The sequence below is a fragment of the Thermodesulfitimonas autotrophica genome (assembly GCF_003815015.1).
Classification (GTDB): domain Bacteria; phylum Bacillota; class Desulfotomaculia; order Desulfotomaculales; family Ammonificaceae; genus Thermodesulfitimonas; species Thermodesulfitimonas autotrophica.
In genome coordinates, this window is sequence record NZ_RKRE01000001.1 from 626,440 (window position 1) to 641,806 (window position 15,367).

Annotated in this window: 17 protein-coding genes; 5 read left to right on the forward strand and 12 right to left on the reverse strand. The window is 62.2% G+C overall.

The annotated features are described in order from the left end of the window. Positions 1 to 62: 62 nt before the first annotated feature. From EDD75_RS03150 to EDD75_RS11150, 5 genes are read right to left on the reverse strand one after another with little or no spacing between them, the layout of a single operon-like run. On the reverse strand, positions 63 to 611 hold the full coding sequence (locus EDD75_RS03150; RefSeq protein ID WP_123927896.1) for an HD domain-containing protein: 549 nt from the start codon (positions 609 to 611) through the stop codon (positions 63 to 65). An 11-nt stretch (positions 612 to 622) separates the two neighbouring features. Next, entirely contained in the window at positions 623 to 925 is a 303-nt protein-coding gene (locus tag EDD75_RS03155) for a TIGR04076 family protein (protein ID WP_123927898.1), read from the reverse strand. A 39-nt stretch (positions 926 to 964) separates the two neighbouring features. Further along, positions 965 to 1,258, reverse strand: a complete 294-nt coding sequence (locus EDD75_RS03160; RefSeq protein ID WP_123927900.1) for a redoxin domain-containing protein — start codon at positions 1,256 to 1,258, stop codon at positions 965 to 967. 9 nt (positions 1,259 to 1,267) lie between these two features. Continuing rightward, positions 1,268 to 2,398, reverse strand: a complete 1,131-nt coding sequence (locus EDD75_RS03165) for a 4Fe-4S binding protein (protein ID WP_123927903.1) — start codon at positions 2,396 to 2,398, stop codon at positions 1,268 to 1,270. Beyond that, positions 2,391 to 2,549: a CD1871A family CXXC motif-containing protein gene (locus tag EDD75_RS11150; protein ID WP_170157630.1), complete on the reverse strand. Its 159-nt coding sequence runs from the start codon at positions 2,547 to 2,549 to the stop codon at positions 2,391 to 2,393. Before EDD75_RS11150 ends, EDD75_RS03165 begins: the two co-directional genes overlap by 8 nt. Before the next feature lie 211 nt (positions 2,550 to 2,760). On the opposite strand from EDD75_RS11150, the gene EDD75_RS03170 reads away from it, so the two are divergent. The 3 genes from EDD75_RS03170 (at position 2,761) to EDD75_RS03180 (ending at position 5,815) form a co-directional block, all read left to right on the forward strand. Then, positions 2,761 to 3,519 (forward strand): YkgJ family cysteine cluster protein, encoded by a 759-nt coding sequence (locus EDD75_RS03170; protein ID WP_123927906.1) that lies wholly within the window; start codon positions 2,761 to 2,763, stop codon positions 3,517 to 3,519. 141 nt (positions 3,520 to 3,660) lie between these two features. Then, on the forward strand, positions 3,661 to 4,068 hold the full coding sequence (locus EDD75_RS03175; RefSeq protein ID WP_123927909.1) for a 4Fe-4S dicluster domain-containing protein: 408 nt from the start codon (positions 3,661 to 3,663) through the stop codon (positions 4,066 to 4,068). Continuing rightward, entirely contained in the window at positions 4,061 to 5,815 is a 1,755-nt protein-coding gene (locus EDD75_RS03180) for an aldehyde ferredoxin oxidoreductase N-terminal domain-containing protein (RefSeq protein ID WP_123927912.1), read from the forward strand. The genes EDD75_RS03175 and EDD75_RS03180 overlap by 8 nt, the downstream gene beginning before the upstream one ends. 12 nt (positions 5,816 to 5,827) lie before the next feature. Here EDD75_RS03180 and EDD75_RS03185 read toward each other — a convergent pair whose 3' ends face one another. The 3 genes from EDD75_RS03185 to EDD75_RS03195 form a co-directional block, all read right to left on the reverse strand. Then, positions 5,828 to 6,673, reverse strand: a complete 846-nt coding sequence (locus EDD75_RS03185; protein WP_123927915.1) for a deoxyribonuclease IV — start codon at positions 6,671 to 6,673, stop codon at positions 5,828 to 5,830. 23 nt (positions 6,674 to 6,696) lie between these two features. Continuing rightward, positions 6,697 to 7,383 carry an endonuclease III domain-containing protein gene (locus tag EDD75_RS03190; RefSeq protein ID WP_123927918.1) on the reverse strand — a complete coding sequence of 229 codons (687 nt, stop codon included), beginning with the start codon at positions 7,381 to 7,383 and terminating at the stop codon, positions 6,697 to 6,699. 134 nt (positions 7,384 to 7,517) lie between these two features. Continuing rightward, positions 7,518 to 8,189 carry a DVU0298 family protein gene (locus EDD75_RS03195; RefSeq protein ID WP_123927921.1) on the reverse strand — a complete coding sequence of 224 codons (672 nt, stop codon included), beginning with the start codon at positions 8,187 to 8,189 and terminating at the stop codon, positions 7,518 to 7,520. A gap of 169 nt (positions 8,190 to 8,358) precedes the next feature. Here EDD75_RS03195 and EDD75_RS03200 point away from each other — a divergent pair, with 169 nt between their 5' ends. Beyond that, entirely contained in the window at positions 8,359 to 9,729 is a 1,371-nt protein-coding gene (locus tag EDD75_RS03200; RefSeq protein WP_123927923.1) for an FAD-binding oxidoreductase, read from the forward strand. Next, positions 9,726 to 10,985 carry a (Fe-S)-binding protein gene (locus EDD75_RS03205; protein WP_123927925.1) on the forward strand — a complete coding sequence of 420 codons (1,260 nt, stop codon included), beginning with the start codon at positions 9,726 to 9,728 and terminating at the stop codon, positions 10,983 to 10,985. Before EDD75_RS03200 ends, EDD75_RS03205 begins: the two co-directional genes overlap by 4 nt. Before the next feature lie 26 nt (positions 10,986 to 11,011). Here EDD75_RS03205 and EDD75_RS11420 read toward each other — a convergent pair whose 3' ends face one another. The 4 genes from EDD75_RS11420 to EDD75_RS03220 form a co-directional block, all read right to left on the reverse strand. Continuing rightward, on the reverse strand, positions 11,012 to 11,146 hold the full coding sequence (locus EDD75_RS11420; RefSeq protein WP_281277430.1) for a hypothetical protein: 135 nt from the start codon (positions 11,144 to 11,146) through the stop codon (positions 11,012 to 11,014). Between the two features lie 151 nt (positions 11,147 to 11,297). Further along, positions 11,298 to 12,026, reverse strand: coding sequence for a type 1 glutamine amidotransferase (locus tag EDD75_RS03210; protein ID WP_123927927.1), 729 nt, complete (start codon positions 12,024 to 12,026; stop codon positions 11,298 to 11,300). After that, positions 11,989 to 13,389, reverse strand: coding sequence for a Mur ligase family protein (locus tag EDD75_RS03215; RefSeq protein ID WP_123927929.1), 1,401 nt, complete (start codon positions 13,387 to 13,389; stop codon positions 11,989 to 11,991). Before EDD75_RS03215 ends, EDD75_RS03210 begins: the two co-directional genes overlap by 38 nt. Positions 13,390 to 13,505: 116 nt before the next feature. Further along, complete coding sequence (locus tag EDD75_RS03220) at positions 13,506 to 15,230, reverse strand: adenosylcobalamin-dependent ribonucleoside-diphosphate reductase (RefSeq protein ID WP_123927931.1); 1,725 nt, start codon at positions 15,228 to 15,230, stop codon at positions 13,506 to 13,508. Between the last annotated feature and the right edge of the window lie 137 nt (positions 15,231 to 15,367).

Genomic DNA, 15,367 nt, shown 5'->3' on the forward strand with positions numbered 1-15,367 from the left:
GGAACGTCAAGAAGAAAAAGGTAAATTTAGGGACCGAGAACCAGGGCGCCGTAACCAGCAGCTTACTTTTCCCCGAACCGCTCGAGCCACGCCGCAAACCGGGCCACCTTTTCCGGCCCGAATTTTGCCAGGCTGCTTTTAATTTCTTCCGGTGTTTTCTCGCGGGTTAGCTGGCCCTTATCCTTAGAAAAAAACTTGTCGGCAAAACAGACGATCTCTTCCTCCAGCGTCACCGGCACCATGTCTCGCGCAGGGAGGGGAAGCCGCCGCGTTTCAATCTCCGCCCGCGTGATCCCTACCCCTACGTGCCGCTCGCAAACCAGAGCGTGGCGCGGGAACCCCTCTTTTTCCAAGAGTTCCCGGCCGAGGTAGCCGTGGCAGATGTAAGGGTGGGAGCCGTAACAGCCGATCTCCGGGAAACGGGTTAAGAAAATGCCGATGTCGTGCAGGAGCGCCGCTTCCGCAATGAATTTCAGGTCGGGGCCAAGGTATGCCACCCTTCTTGCCACCGCCAGCGCCTTCTGCGCCACCAGACGGCTGTGCGTTACCAAAATCGCGTAAAGCTCGGAATCCGGATCGTAATACTTCCGGATGACCGCTAGCGGGTCCACGCTGTTCCCTCCTACCGTAACGGCTCTACCCGGAAGACCACCGTGCCGCCACCCGTCAGGTCGCAGGGGTCGGGGCACTGCAGATAGGCGGCATCCCCCGCACGCGCCAGGCCCAGCGCCACCGGCGAGACGCCGCGGCTGAGGGCCACGTAATAAGGAAGGATTACCGCGAGCGCGTGCAGGCACAGAGGCTGCCGCGCCAGAAGCTTGAATCCCGCCGCAATCGTGAAGCTGTCGCCTTCCCGGTAAACCGGGCACCGGCCTTTCACCGCTACCACTGCTACTATGAGATCGCGTGCCTTTTGCGCTCCCATGCCTGCCCCCCCGCACCCCGCCGCAACAATTTCGGGACCTTACTTACCAAGCGCAGCGGCCAACGCGTCGAATTCTTTGAGTTTTTGCTCGTTCCAGCCCACGCTCGTGTGCCGGATCAAGCCCGCCTTGTCGATCCAGACCGTATGGGGGATGCCCGCCACGCCGTAGGCAGCAGCAACCTCGCCGTGGCTGTCTACGAGCACCGGAAGAGAAAGACGCGCTTTTTCCAGAAACGCAGCTGTGGGGCCTTCTTCCTGCGTGACTAAAAAAACCGCGATCCCCTGTGCCCGCCACTTTGACACGTACGGCTGCAACTGCAGCACTTCCTTCACACACCCGGGTCAGCCGGGGCTGAAGAAAAGCAAGACTACCGCCCGCCCCGCGAAATCGTCCGGGATATGGACCTCCTTCCCTTCCCCCGAAAGCGGTGCCGTAAAGGCCGGCGCCCGCTCACCGCGCGTCTCCGGCGGCCTGCCGGTAAAGCGGCAACCGCAAAGTCCTATTATTACCGCCACCGCTAACAGCACCGCCGCCGTTCTCTTTAGCTTCATCTCACCCGCCCCCCCAGCTCCATAGAGAATAGTGCCGCTACCCGCACCAGCACCGGGTTTTTCCCCTGACTCCTCCCCTGCCGCCCCGTTCCAGGTAAACCTGAGCGCTCCCACGGGGCAGGCCCGGGTGCACTCTAAGCACCGGAAGCAGTCGGGGTGGTTCGGGTTTTTATCGACCGGAACGCTAACCGGGCAGACTTCGCGGCAAAGGCCGCAACCGGTGCACCGCGAAACATCCCGCTCGAGCCGCCATAAGCTTACGCCGTTGCAAAGTCCGTAGAAGGCACCGAGAGGACAGGCAGTGCGGCAGAAAACGCGGTAGATGAAAGGCATCAACCCCAAAAAGATGGCGAGCACCGCCACCTTCCAAGCGAAGAGCCAGCCGGCAAGCGCCCGCAGCTCCGGTCGCGCCAGCACCAGCACCAGCCCGGCCTCGAGCGTGCCCGCCGGGCAGAGGTACTTGCAGAAGTAGGGTGCTCCCAACCCCGCTTCGCTCACCCACAAAACCGGTAACAGCACGGTCAAGAGTAACACTGCGTACTTTAAGAGTCCGCAGACGCCCGGGAGGCGCCGGCGTGCCCGCCTCCCGGCAAGCAACTCCTGGAGGAGACCGAAGGGGCAGAGCCAGCCGCAGAAAAGGCGCCCGGCCGCAAAGCCGGTTAGAAGCAAGAATCCGCCAACGTAGAGGCTAACCGCGCGGGTGGCCGCGAGGAAGCCCTGAAAAGCGCCGACCGGACAGGAACAAAGGGCCGCCGGGCAGGAGTAGCAGTTAAGGAAAGGGACGCACAGAACCTTCACCGGTCCCCGATAAATAGTGGCCGCGAACAACCCCGGCCAGTAGCCGTTGGCCAAGATAAGCGCGGCCAACTGCAGGGAGCGGCGCCGGCGACCTAACTTGCTGCTGCGCAACGCACTACCCAAGGCCGATGCACTCCAAGCAGATACGCGCCGCCTTTTGCAGCAGCGTGAGCGCTTCCCCCCGCACCAAGCCCGCCACGAGCAAAAAAATGCCCAACAAGACGCCCGCCAGGGCCATCCCTCTGGCCTGCAAGCGTAAGGGAAACCGGTCCACTAATACCCCCCTTGACTATCATAGCACAAAACGCGGCGGCCGGGACAGCCGTTAACCCCCAAGCAAAGATTATATTTATTTCTTGCTTTCAACCGAAAAATCAGCTTATAATTAAGTAGTTTTCTGAATAATTTTCTGAAAACTAATTCGCAAGGACGGCGCGGCCAAAGCCGTGGCCAGCCAAGAACCGCATAGAAAGCGAGGATGCTTTATGGTCCTGACGAACGAACAACCAAGAACAATTATCACGCCGAGTGACAAGTTTCGTTTCACCTGCCGTCCCGGTTTGAAATGCTTTAATTCTTGCTGCCGGAACGTCAACATCTTTCTTACCCCGGCCGACGTTTTCCGGATGAAGCGCCGGCTCAACATGACTTCGACCGAGTTTTTAGAAAAGCACACGCTCCAGTTCGTCGCGCCCAACACGGGGTTGCCGGTGGTGCTCCTCAAGATGAGGGACGACGCGGAAAAAAGCTGCCCCTTCGTCACGCCGGAAGGCTGCTCCATTTATAGCGACCGGCCCTGGTCGTGCCGGCTTTACCCGCTCAGCTACAACAACGACGAAGATTACTACGAAATCATCGCGGACCCGGCCGTGTGCCTCGGCTTCAACGAAGCGAAAGAGTGCTTCCTCGAAGACTGGCTGGCCGACCAGGGGGTGCTCTTCCAGCGGGAGATTGACCGCCTCTTCAACGACGCCCTGGCACGGTTAGAATTCCCGCGCGATAAGATTACGAACCCAAAGATCACCAGGATGATCTACCTTGCCGCCTACGATCTGGACGCGTTCCGCCGCTTCGTCTTCGAGAGCCGCTTTTTGCAAATTTTCGATATTTCCCCCGGCCTGGTGGAACGCATCAAGACCAACGACGAAGAATTAGCGCGGCTCGCCCTTCAGTGGCTCAGGTTCGGGCTGGCAGACAAAAACGCGCTGCCGCTCCGGGATGAAATCTTCAACGTACCAACGTAAGATTCGGTTTTGTACGCGTTTCGCTATCTGCCGCTGTGAGCGGCATTTTTTTTGGGGGCGGGCCGCAGGAAAATTTTGCTCCGGGGCGAAATATCCCGAAAATGAACCATAATAAGCGGAGAAATATGACGGAGGAATCTCATGAAGACTTTGCGCGTCAAAGACGTTGACCGCTGCATCGGCTGCTACTCCTGCATGCTTGCCTGCGCCCGCCACGTCTTCCGGAGTCACTCCATCGTTAAGACGGCTATCTTAGTGCGAACGCGGGGCGGCCTGCAGAGCAAATGGGGGATCGAAATCTGCCGCGGCTGCACTGAGCCGGCGTGCGCCCAAGCCTGCCCCACCGGGGCGCTTACCCCCCGGCCGGGTGGCGGCGTGATTTTCAAAAAAGCGAAGTGCTCCCGGTGCGCCGCCTGTGTTGATGCCTGCATTGCGCGGGTAATCCGCCTTGACGATGAAAGCTACCCGATCATCTGTATCCAGTGCGGCAGTTGCGCTCGTTTTTGCCCCCAGGAAGTCCTGGCGATGGAGGAGCAGAAAAATGTTTGAAGGCGATTTCTTGCGCGTTCTCAATATTGACTTAGAGCACAATACCTTTTCTGTAAGGGAGCGGCCGGACCTTAAACCCTACTTGGGCGGGGTCGGCATTGCCACTAAACTGATGTTAGAAAATGCGGCCTGGGATGAAGATCCTTTAAGCCCGACGCAACCAATCATTTTTGCGATCGGGCCGCTCTCCGGCATCTTTCCTCTGGCGACCAAGGTAGCAGCAGTATTTCGCTCCCCGCTGACCGGAGAGTGGGGGGAGAGCTACGCAGGTATGCGGGCGGCCCTCTCGCTGCGCTTCGCCGGCTACGACGCGGTAGTAATCAAGGGTCGCGCGCCAAAGCCTACCTACCTGCGAATCGACCGCGAGGGGGTCTTTTTCCGGGACGCCCGGGGGCTCTGGGGTCTGGATACCGAAGAAACAGGCCGCCTGCTCCGGGAGTGGGAGCCCGGGCGGGGACACCGGAGCACCTGGCGGATAGGCCCAGCGGGAGAGAACGGCGTAGCTTTCGCCGGGGTAAACGTCGATACTTTCCGCCACTTCGGCCGGTTGGGGCTGGGTGCCGTTTTCGGGAGCAAGAACCTCAAGGCGATCGTTGTGGACGGCACCAAGAGTTACCCGATCCAGGACCCGAAGGCTTATAATGCCGCCTACGAGAAGATTTACACCGAGGCGGTTAAAACCCCCCGGATGGCTAAATACCACCAGATTGGCACCGCCGAAAATATCCTGCGGCTCAACCGCAGCGGCAGCCTGCCAACGCTGAACCTTCAGGCCAGCCGGTTTACCGCTGCCGAAGCCGTCAGCGGCGAAACCTTTGGCGCGCAATCGCTCACGCGCATTCTCTCCTGCACCGGCTGCCCCGTGGGGTGTATCCACGTAGGGATTTACCGGCGGCCCCACCCCGAGGGCTACGGTTACATCTCCACCACCCTTGCTTACGACTACGAACCGATTTACGCTCTCGGGCCGTTGCTCGGCCTCGATACGGTAGACAAGGTCTACGCGCTGCTCGATACGGTAGAAGCAACGGGCCTCGACGTAATTTCTACCGGGGTGGTCCTCGCCTGGGCGACGGAAGCGCTAACCCAGGGGCTGATTACCGAGAGCGAAACCCTGTTGCCCCTGCAGTTCGGCGACGAAACGGGCTACATCCGGGCGGCTGAATACCTTGCCGCACCGCCCAACGAGTTTTACCGGGAACTCGGCCGGGGGTTGGCCCAAGCCACCGCCCGCTACGGCGGCACGGATTTCGCCCTGACCCTTGGCGGCCACGAGATGGCCGGTTACCACACCGGTTACGCTTTTCTCCTCGGGCACAGCGTGGGAGCGCGCCACTCGCACCTCTGCAACGCCGGATACTCCTTCGACCAGAAGCACGGCGCGGCTTTCGAAGACGCCGCGCTCGTTGAGTACCTTATCGAAGAGGAAGAGTGGCGCAACGTGCTTAATTCCCTGGTCATCTGCCTTTTCGCCCGGGGAATCTACACACCGGAGGCAACCGCCACGGCGTTGGGCGCGGTGGGTGTTGCCGTAACCCCTGAGGACTTAAAGCGGGTCGGGCGCGAGATATTCCGGTTGAAGTGGGAGGTTAAGAGGCGTTTGGGCTTCAGCCTGGAAAATCTCCGGGTACCGCGGCGTTACTTTGAAACGCCTTCGGGAAGCGGCCCCCTTGACCCCGAACGTTACCAGCAGCTACTCGCGCTTTACCGGCAGCGCCTCTCTGAGAAATTAGGCATGGCGCTTTAAGAAGAGCAACGCCTAACCTTTGAGCAGGCTGCGTAACACGCGCAGGTTTTCGATATCCTCCCGCAGATCCGGTCCCTTCGGCGTCTCGAGCACCATCGGGAGGTCCCGGAAGCGCGGGTCGTTAAGGAGCAGCCGGAAGGCATCAAGGCCAAGTTTCCCTGCGCCGATATGTTCGTGGCGGTCGAGGTGGCTGCCCAGTACCCCGCGAGAGTCGTTGAGGTGAACCGCTTTCAGGCGCTCGAGGCCAATTACCCGGTCGAAGCGCGCGAAGGTTTCCGCGTAAGCTTCCGGCGTCCGGATATCGTAGCCGGCGGCAAAGGTGTGGCAGGTATCGTAGCAAACGCCGAGCCGCTCCGGGTATTTGCTTTCCCGGATAAGCCACGCGAGGTGCTCGAAGCGGTGGCCGATGCTCGCCCCTTGCCCGGCAGTCGTTTCGAGGAGAATCATCACCCCGGAACCTTGGGTCTGCCGCAGGATCTCGTCGAGCGCTGCCCCTATACGCGCAAGCCCCGCCGCCTCGTCCGGGTTGGCCCCCGGATGGGTGACGAGATAAGGCAACCCCAGCGCGGCACACCGCTCCATCTCCTCTATAAAGCTCGCCACCGACTTGCGCCAGAGTTCGGCATCGGCGGCGCCGAGGTTGATGAGGTAAGAGGTGTGGGCAAAAACCGCGCGGATGCCGGTTTCCTCCCATACCCGCCGGAAACGGGCCACTTCTTCCGGCGCGAAAGGCTTCACCCGCCACTGGCGCGCGTTCTTCGTGAAGATTTGGACCGCCTCGCAGCCGATACTCTGCCCGCGCAAAAGCGCCTGCGCCACGCCACCGGCGATCGACATATGGGCTCCGAGGAAGGGCATTTTCTCACCTCCCGGCTTAAAATTTACATCCTCCCACAGTAGGGTTCCCTCGGGTTTGTCGCCGCGTTTTTACAGAAAGATAAAACTGGACACTCCCCGCAGCGGGGCGCCCTTTTGAGACACAGATGATGTCCTAAGGCATCAAGCTGGGCGTGGTACTCGTTGAAAAGCTTGACATCCAGCGGGAGGTGGCGCATGAAAAAGGCCTGCATTTCCGCGTACCGCGCCCGGGCAGGAAAAATCCCTAACCGGTGGAAGATGCGGTGGGTGTAAGCATCAATGACAAAGACCGGCTTTTCCGCCGCGTAAAGGATAATGGAATCGGCGGTTTCCGGCCCGATGCCGCGGATGGATAGAAGCCGCTGCCGCAACGGCGCCACGTCCTGTTTTAACAGCACCTCCAGGTCGCCGCCGCACTCTTCGACTACGACCCGGCAAAAATCTTTGAGCCTTTGCGCCTTCTGGCGGTGGTAGCGGGCTGGGCGAACAAGGGCCGCCAGCTCTTCTTCCGGAGCCTCAAGGAGAGCCCGCGGCGCAAGCCAGCCTTTTTCCTTCAGGTTGGCGATGGCCTGAGCCGCCCCCTTCCAGGCAACGTTTTGCGTAAGGATGGCCCCCACGATCACCTCAAAGGGGGTCTCCGCCGGCCACCAGTGACGCGGGCCGAAATGCGCGAAAAGTCGTTCGTAAACCGCAAGCAAAAATTCCCGCATTCCTTAAAACCCTACCCCAAACCGGACCGCCACCGTCGCACCCCGGACCTTCCGGATCACCCGCCGCAAGCTACAAACCTTAACCCCGAACGTCTGCCACGGGACGCTCAACCTTGAACGCTGAACGGCGACCGTCAAGCTGTCTTCGCTTTCAGCTTCGCCACCGCTCCCGCCGCCAACTCCCCAACCGTTTTTTCGGTCAGGTTACCGTCCAGGTATATTCTAACCCGCGCGGCGTCGCCGGTAAGCTTATTCAGGGCGGCAGCGGCCTCGGCCGCACCCATCTCGCCGAGCGCCCAGGCAGCGCATCCCCGCACCTGCGGGTCGGGACTCCCGAGCAACCTGCCTATCTCCGGCACCGCTTCCTGGACCAGCTCCAGCCGCACACCCCCGATACGCCCGAAAGCCCAGGCGACCCCCGCCTGTAGGTAAGGCTCATCCAGCGCGTTAAGGAGAATGAGGGCATTCTCCCCCAAGAAGTCGGGCGCCCGCGCCACCGCCTCGCCGACAGCAGGCGCCACAAAGCGCCCGCTCGTTCCCGATTCGTCGTTTAAAGCCCAGAACAGCCGCCGCATCCGGTCCCGGCAGAACTCTTCATCCTCCGGAAGCAGCACCGCAACCACGCGTCCAAACCCCTCAACCGCCCGCCACGCCAAAAACTCGTCGGGGTGGTAAAGCACGCCGATAAGCGCAGTAAGCAAGCGCCTGTCCTCCCGCGCCCGCGCCACCAACCCGTCCCAGTCCGCCGCCCGCAGTAACGCAAAGATTTCCTCTTTCATACTCGCTTTAATTCGGCAGCGCCGCACCGAACCCTGCCGCCAGCCAAAGAATTTAGACGCAAAATCATAGTGCCGCCTGAACCACAAGAAGCCCGGCGCCGGCAAAAAGGACCGCGGCGAACATCAAGATACGGCAGGAAAGTCGCCTGGGGGCACCGAACTTTTTCCCCAAGATGCTCCGGCGGGTGGCACTGACGTGTCTTACAAAAGCTTTCTAACGGAGGCAACCCGGCTCCTCGGCACGGACTGGGTCCTCACCGACCCGGCTCTGGTAGCCTGTTACGCCCGTGACGCTTCCGTGGCGGCAGGCACACCGCAGGCGGTACTCCTCCCCGGCTCCACCGCTGAAGTGGCCGCCGTAATGAAGATAGCCGCCAAAACCGGCGTACCCGTCACACCGCGCGGCGCGGGAACGGGACTGGCCGGCGGCGCGGTCGCCGCGCAAGGGATCGTCCTGGCGCTTACCCGCCTCCGTGCGCTCGCCGTTCACCCGGAAGACCGCGTCGCCGTCGCCGGCGCCGGTGTTACCACCGCCACAGTGCACACCGCCGCGGCAGCGGCTGGCCTCTTCTACCCGCCCGACCCTTCGAGCGCCTCTGTCGCCACTATCGGCGGTAATATCGCCACCAACGCCGGCGGGCCCCACGGCTTCAAGTATGGTGTCACCCGGGACTACGTCCTGGGGCTGGAGGCGGTCCTCGCCGACGGCACCGTGATTCAGACCGGCGGCCGGACGCTTAAAAATGCTACCGGGTACGACCTCACCGGCCTTCTCTGCGGGTCCGAAGGAACGCTCGCCATCATTACCGGCGCCATCCTCCGGCTCCTTCCCCTCCCCGAAGCAACGGCGGGCTTGGTGGCCGCGTTCAGCGAACTTGAGGCTGCCGCTCAAGGCGTGATCACGGTTACGGGTGCAGGCATCGTTCCAGCGGCCCTTGAGCTTATCGACCGGACGGCACTTAGTTGCGCGGCGCCCGCGCTCTGGACCGAACCGCCGGCGGCCGTGCTCTGGATCGAAATCGACGGGCCGGCGGAAACCGTTTCCCGTCAGGTAGAAGAGGCGGCAACGCTCTGCCGGCAAGCCGGCGCATCTTCAACCTGGACGGCGGCAGGAAAGCAACGCGAAGAGTTTTACCAGTTGCGGCGCAACGTTTCGGGGGCCCTGGTGCGCCGCTACCCGGCGAAAATCGGCGAGGATGTGGTGGTCCCCGTAAGCCGGGTGCCGGCTTTCATCCGCAGCGTTGTGCGGATCGGCGCAGAAACCGGGCTGGCAATCGCCGTTTTCGGGCACGCCGCCGACGGCAACCTCCACCCCAACATCCTCTTCGACCCGCAGGAAACTGACCCCGCCCGGGTTGAAGCCGCCATAAGCGCAATCTTCCGGGAAGCACTCGCCTGCGGCGGGACCCTCTCGGGCGAACACGGCGTCGGCATCCTCAAGGCGCCCTATTTCGAAGCCGCCGTAGGGAAGGAATGCGTGCGCATAATGCGGGGGATTAAAGCAGTTTTCGACCCGCGCGGTCTCCTCAATCCCGGTAAGATCTGGCCGGCGGAAGGTGTAAAATGACAGAGGTCCCGAACCCTTTCGTGCAGAAGCCCGACCCCTACCGCTGCAGCCGCTGCGGCTTTTGCCTCGCCGTCTGCCCGACCTACCGCCTCGCCCCGCGCGAACCGGATTCCCCCCGGGGCCGCCTGGTCCTCCTCAGTAGCAGGCCGCTTTCCCCGGTCGCCAGCGCCTGCCTCGACCGCTGCCTCGGCTGCCGGGCCTGCGAGGCCGCCTGTCCCGCGGGCGCCAGCCCCGCCCGCGCGGTCCAAGCGCGCGCCACTTTGTCCTGTCCTTCGCCTACCGGGCGCCTCATAGCGGGCCTACTCCGTTTTGCCGCCCGCACCATCATCCCCGCACCGGGGCGTCTGAGACTCGCCCTGCGGCTGCTCCATCTCCTGGACCGGACGTTCTTGCAGCTCCTTAAACTTTTTCCCGGCCAGCTTTCTGAAACCCTCGCCCTCCTCGCCGCCCTTTTAACCCCCTTTGCTCCCCCGCGGGCCCCGCGGCGCACATCTCTTCTGCCCGCCCGCACGGAGGAGAAATGGCGGGTGGCTTTCTTCACCGGCTGCCTTATGGAGAGCGCGCTCCGCGCAACCAACGACGCCGCCATCGCGCTGCTCCGCCAGGCCGGCTGCACGGTCGTCATCCCCCCGGCCCAGACCTGCTGCGGTGCCCTCGCCTATCACCTGGGAGACAAAAAAACCGCCGCCAAGCTCGCCCGGCAAAATCTGGACGCCTTCGCGGCGGCAGAGCCCTATGATTTCGTCGTCGTTACGGCGGCTGCCTGTGCCGTCCACCTCCGGGAGTACCCGGAACTTTTCCCCGCAGCGTCCCCGGCGCAGGACGCAGCCCGATCCTTTGCCGTTCGGGTCCGCGAGCTAGCCGAATTCCTGCGGGAGACCGCCCCGCCTCTTCTGCCGGCCGCGCCGGGAAAGGTGGCCTACCACGAGTCCTGCCTCTTGCGAAACACGGCGCACGCCAGCGCGCTGCCGGCAGTCCTCTCCCGCCTGCCCGGCGTGGAAATACTACCCGCACCGCACCTCGGCTGCTGCGGCAGTGCCGGCACCTACCTGCTGCGCCACCCCGACGTGGCCCTGGCCCTGCTTGACGCCGAGGTTGCCGCGCTTGCCCGGACGGGCGCCGCCACGGTGGTCACCGACAACCCCGGTTGCCTCCTCTTCCTCCGCTACGGCCTGGAGCGCCACAACCTCACCGGAAAAATCGCGGTCCGGCACCTCGCCACGTTTCTCCGCGCGGAGCGGCAAGATAGGCAATAAAAAAGCCGCGTCGCGCGGCCTGTTAATCAGTTCATGGGAGCGTTTTCAATCTCCACCACGATTGAGTTTTTCTCTTCCTCTAACTCTTCCGGAAGTTCCTCCTCGGAAGGTAGCAACCGGTACTCGACCTCCTCGCCCTCAATCCAGGTCACCAGATACATTCTACCTTCCTCCTCTCCGCTCGCAGCGGCGCATTTTGTATACAATATTCTACACACATTATAACCAAATAGCCCACGCCGCCGCAAGGGGCTTGTGAAAAAATTTTCTTTATGGTTGTATTCTTACGCGGAGAGGCTGATCTTTAGACCCCTATCCCTTAACACCCAGGCGGTGCAGCATCACCTCGTTAGCCCGCTTCTCGAAAGAATCGTCGAGCGGCGCGAGGTACCCGTCAAGGCCGCGCCGCCTGAGCGATAGGCGCAGGAGGTGGTCGCAAAGAGCCGGATTTTTGGGGAGGAGGGGGCCATGGAGGTAAGAGCAGAACACGTTTTTGTAGCGGGCGCCCTCCCAACCGTCACGCCCGTTATTGCCGTAACCCCGGAGCACCCGGCCGAGCGGTTTTACCGCCCCGAGGTAGGTCTGCCCCGAATGGTTTTCGAAACCGCAGGCCCGGATCTTTTTCCCTTCGAGTTCGACCTCGATCGCGATATTGCCGATCAAGCGCTTTCGCCCCGCCTGGGTGTAAAAATCGAGGATGCCGAGGCCCGGTATTTCCGTCCCGTCGAGCGTCCGGTAGAACCGCCCGAGCAGCTGGTAGCCGCCACAAATGGCAAGCACCACCAGTCCCGCCTCGATCGCGGCCCTAAGAGCCGCAGCGCGCCGTTGGAGGTCGGCGGCGATAAGGCTCTGCTCGCGGTCCGAACCGCCACCTAAAAAAAGAAAATCAACCTCCCGGAAATCAACCGGTTCCCCGAGTCGCACCCCCAGCACCCGCACCGGAATATTACGCCACCGGGCCCGCCGCGTAAAGGCGATGATGTTCCCCCGGTCCCCGTAGAGATTAAGAAGATCGGGGTACAGGTGACACACTGTCAGCACCGTTAACCTCCGTAGCAAGACGCCGCAGGATCTTCTCGACCGGCCAGAGAGCCGTGTAGGTCGCCAACAGGTAAACAATGCTCCCGTAACCCTCTAACGCCCGCCGCACACCAGCGGCAAAGTGGCTGCAGGTCTCGATCTTCTGGACCGGGATGCCCGCGTACTTGAGGCGCAGCGCCATCTCCGCTGCCCGTCTCCCCGCGCAGACAAAACGGAGGATTTCTTTGCAGTTTTCGAGCCGCTCGAAATCCACGTCCCAAATCCAGGAGATGTCCCGCCCGTCCGCATCGTTGTCGTTCAGCGCAATAAAAACATCCTTCGGCTCGCGACTGGCTGTGAGGAGGTTGAGGCTCTCGTTGAAACCGGCAGGATTTTTTACCAGGTTAAGATAGACCGGCCGGCCTTTGTAAACGAACTCCTGGAGTCGCCCGGTTGCGGGCACGTACCGGTGGAGGCTTGCCGCTACTTTTCCCGGCGCGATCCCAAGCCATAGCCCCGCCCCAAAAACGGCAAGGGCGTTATAAACGTTATAAAAGCCGGGCGTCGGCAGGGTGAGGGTGAGCACCTCGTCCCTCACCCGGACCACCGAACGCGTCACGCCGTTCAGCGTCTGGACGCTGAGCGCCTCCACCTGGGCACGCGGCCGGGCAAAACCGCAACCGGAACAGCGGTAGGCGCCGAGCTGGCTGTAATGGTAGTAGTCATAGGTAAACTCCTGCCCGCAGTAAGGGCAGAACCGCGCCTCCCTGGTGGTTCCCTGCGCCTCCTCTCCCCGCGTGGGAGCCCCCAGCCCGAAAAAGAGCGCCTCGCGCCCCGTATCGGCGAGCATGGCGACCAAGGGGTCGTCGGCGTTAAGGACTAATTTCGTGGCGGGCAACTTCGCCACCGTGCTCCTGATGAAGGAAACGGTCTTGTCGAGTTCGCCGTAACGGTCAAGCTGGTCGCGGAAAAAGTTGGTGACCACCACGATTCGCGGCCGAACAACTTCGGCCACCCGCGGGAAGGCGGCTTCGTCCACCTCTAAAACCGCCCAGTCGTAGCCCACCCGCCCGCCGAGCCCGCTGGCCCGGATGAAAGCGGTTGTGACCCCCGTTACGAGGTTGGCGCCTTCCCTATTGGCCACCACCCGCGCTCCTTCTGCCTCGAGCACCCGCGCCAGCATGTTGTTGGTCGTCGTCTTACCGTTGGTCCCGGTCACCATCACGGCACCGCAACGCGCTTGGCGGGCAAACGCGCCCAGCATTTCCGGGAAAAGGCGCAGCGCCACAAGGCCCGGTAGCGACGAGCCTCGCCCGCCGGTGATCCGGCTCAAATGGTAAGCGCCTTTACCCGCTAAAATCGCCGCCCAGAACCGCAAGCGCATCGGCTGCCTCCGGTAAAATCATAACTAACCGGACTAAATTATATCCCTTTAACCCCAAAAATCAACGGCCCGCTTCCCTTTTCTCCTTCCAGGGCTCTATCTTCCCCGCCCCCGAACTACTCAATCCGGCAGGGGCGGCAGTTTGCCGGTAGCGCGAGCGGCTGGTCCTTCCGGGAACCGGTCCGGTAAACCGTCAGGCCCTTGAGCCCCAGGGCGTGGGCCGCGCGGAAGATCGCCGCCACGTCCGCCTGCGTAGCCGTCTCCGGCAGATTAATCGTTTTGCTCACCGCGTTGTCGGTAGCTTGCTGGAAGGCCGCTTGCATCCGCAGGTGCCACTCCGGCGCTATCTCCAAAGCGGTTTTGAAAATGGCCCTATCCTCCGGCGGGAGTTCTGTAACCCCTTCCAGGGTCCCGTTGCGGTAAACCGCGTTCAGGATCGCCTCCCGCTGCGCCTCCGGAAAGTTCGCCGCAAGGTAGGCGAGAAAAGGTTTGTTGACCACTAACAGTTTCTTTCGGTCAAAAACGGTCCGGGTGTAACTGAGCGCAAAAACCGGCTCAATACCGGAGCTGACCCCCGCGATCCCGCTGATCGACCCCGTAGGCGCGATCGTCGTCAGGGTGGCGTTGCGTAGGGGCAGATCCGGATAGTAGACGGATTTATCCCAGGCCGGAAAGGTTCCCCGCTCGGAGGCCAGTTGCCGGGAAGCCGCCCGCGCCTCCGCCCGGATGAAACCCATCAACTCAGCGGCAAGCTGCAACGCCGCTTCGGAATCGTAAGGGATACGCAACAGAAAGAGCAGGTCGGCCCAGCCCATCACCCCGAGGCCCACCTTGCGCGTTCTACGCGTCGCTGCCGCTATTGCCGGGACCGGGAAGCTATTCACTTCTACCACGTCGTCGAGAAAGCGGACCGCATCGCGCACCACGGTGCGGAGCTTTTCCCAGTCAACGCTTCGCTCCTTAACCATCTGCGCCAGGTTAACGGAACCAAGGTTGCAGGACTCATAGGGTAAAAGCGGTTGCTCCCCGCACGGATTAGTCGCCTCGATCCGGCCCAAGGCCGGCGTTGGGTTGGCCCGGTTGACCGCATCGAGAAAGAGGAGTCCGGGCTCTCCGGTAGCGTGGGCGTGCGCGACGATATAGTCGAAGAGTTCCCGGGCCGGGACCGAGCGGTAAACCCGCCCTCCGAAGCGGAGCGGGAAATCTTTGTCCGCAGCGTAAGCCCCAAAGAATTCCTCGGTCACCGCCACCGAGATGTTGAAATTCCGCATTTCCCCTTCTTTTTCTTTGCAGGCAACGAACCCGAAAATGTCGGGGTGGTCGACCCGCAGGATGCCCATGTTGGCCCCCCGACGCACCCCGCCCTGCTTTACCTCCTCGGTGGCCGCGTTAAAGATGCGCATAAAGCTCACCGGCCCGGAAGCCACCCCGCCGGTCGATTGGACCGGATCCCCTTTGGGCCGGAGCCGGGAAAAGTCAAAACCGGTGCCCCCGCCGCTCTTGTGGATGAGCGCCGTCTGTTTGAGGGTCTCGAAGATCGCCTCGATGCTGTCCTCGACCGGCAGGACAAAGCAGGCAGCAAGCTGTCCCCCCTGCCGTCCGGCGTTAATTAACGTCGGGCTGTTAGGCAGAAAGTCGAGCGCCGCCATCAGCGCAAAAAAGCGCTCTGCCCAGGCCGCAACTGTCTTGGAATCCGCCCCGAAGCGGGCCTCCGCTGCGGCCACCGCGCGGGCCACCCGCCAGAACATCTCTTCCGGGGTCTCGATCACGCGGCCCGCCGCGTCGCGCCAGAGATAACGCCCCTCGAGAATCACCTGCTGGTTCAAATCAAGCTCCTTCATAACCACCACGCATCTACGCAAATTTCTGCCCGGAGCGGCTGCCCGTCAAAGTAATCATACCTTACCCTCCCGGCGAGGACAACAGCCCTCCAGCAAAAACAGGCGGCCCCTCTAAAACGCCAAGGGGGACTTTACCC

What these genes read in the sequence shown, in the direction of transcription:
- EDD75_RS03155 (WP_123927898.1), bottom strand. Translation starts at nt 925, where the DNA reads ATGGGAGCGCAAAAGGCACGCGATCTCATAGTAGCAGTGGTAGCGGTG.
- EDD75_RS03170 (WP_123927906.1), top strand. Translation starts at nt 2,761, where the DNA reads ATGGTCCTGACGAACGAACAACCAAGAACAATTATCACGCCGAGTGAC.
- EDD75_RS03175 (WP_123927909.1), top strand. Translation starts at nt 3,661, where the DNA reads ATGAAGACTTTGCGCGTCAAAGACGTTGACCGCTGCATCGGCTGCTAC.
- EDD75_RS03180 (WP_123927912.1), top strand. Translation starts at nt 4,061, where the DNA reads ATGTTTGAAGGCGATTTCTTGCGCGTTCTCAATATTGACTTAGAGCAC.
- EDD75_RS03185 (WP_123927915.1), bottom strand. Translation starts at nt 6,673, where the DNA reads ATGCCCTTCCTCGGAGCCCATATGTCGATCGCCGGTGGCGTGGCGCAG.
- EDD75_RS03190 (WP_123927918.1), bottom strand. Translation starts at nt 7,383, where the DNA reads ATGCGGGAATTTTTGCTTGCGGTTTACGAACGACTTTTCGCGCATTTC.
- EDD75_RS03205 (WP_123927925.1), top strand. Translation starts at nt 9,726, where the DNA reads ATGACAGAGGTCCCGAACCCTTTCGTGCAGAAGCCCGACCCCTACCGC.
- EDD75_RS11420 (WP_281277430.1), bottom strand. Translation starts at nt 11,146, where the DNA reads ATGTATCTGGTGACCTGGATTGAGGGCGAGGAGGTCGAGTACCGGTTG.
- EDD75_RS03215 (WP_123927929.1), bottom strand. Translation starts at nt 13,389, where the DNA reads ATGCGCTTGCGGTTCTGGGCGGCGATTTTAGCGGGTAAAGGCGCTTAC.
- EDD75_RS03220 (WP_123927931.1), bottom strand. Translation starts at nt 15,230, where the DNA reads ATGAAGGAGCTTGATTTGAACCAGCAGGTGATTCTCGAGGGGCGTTAT.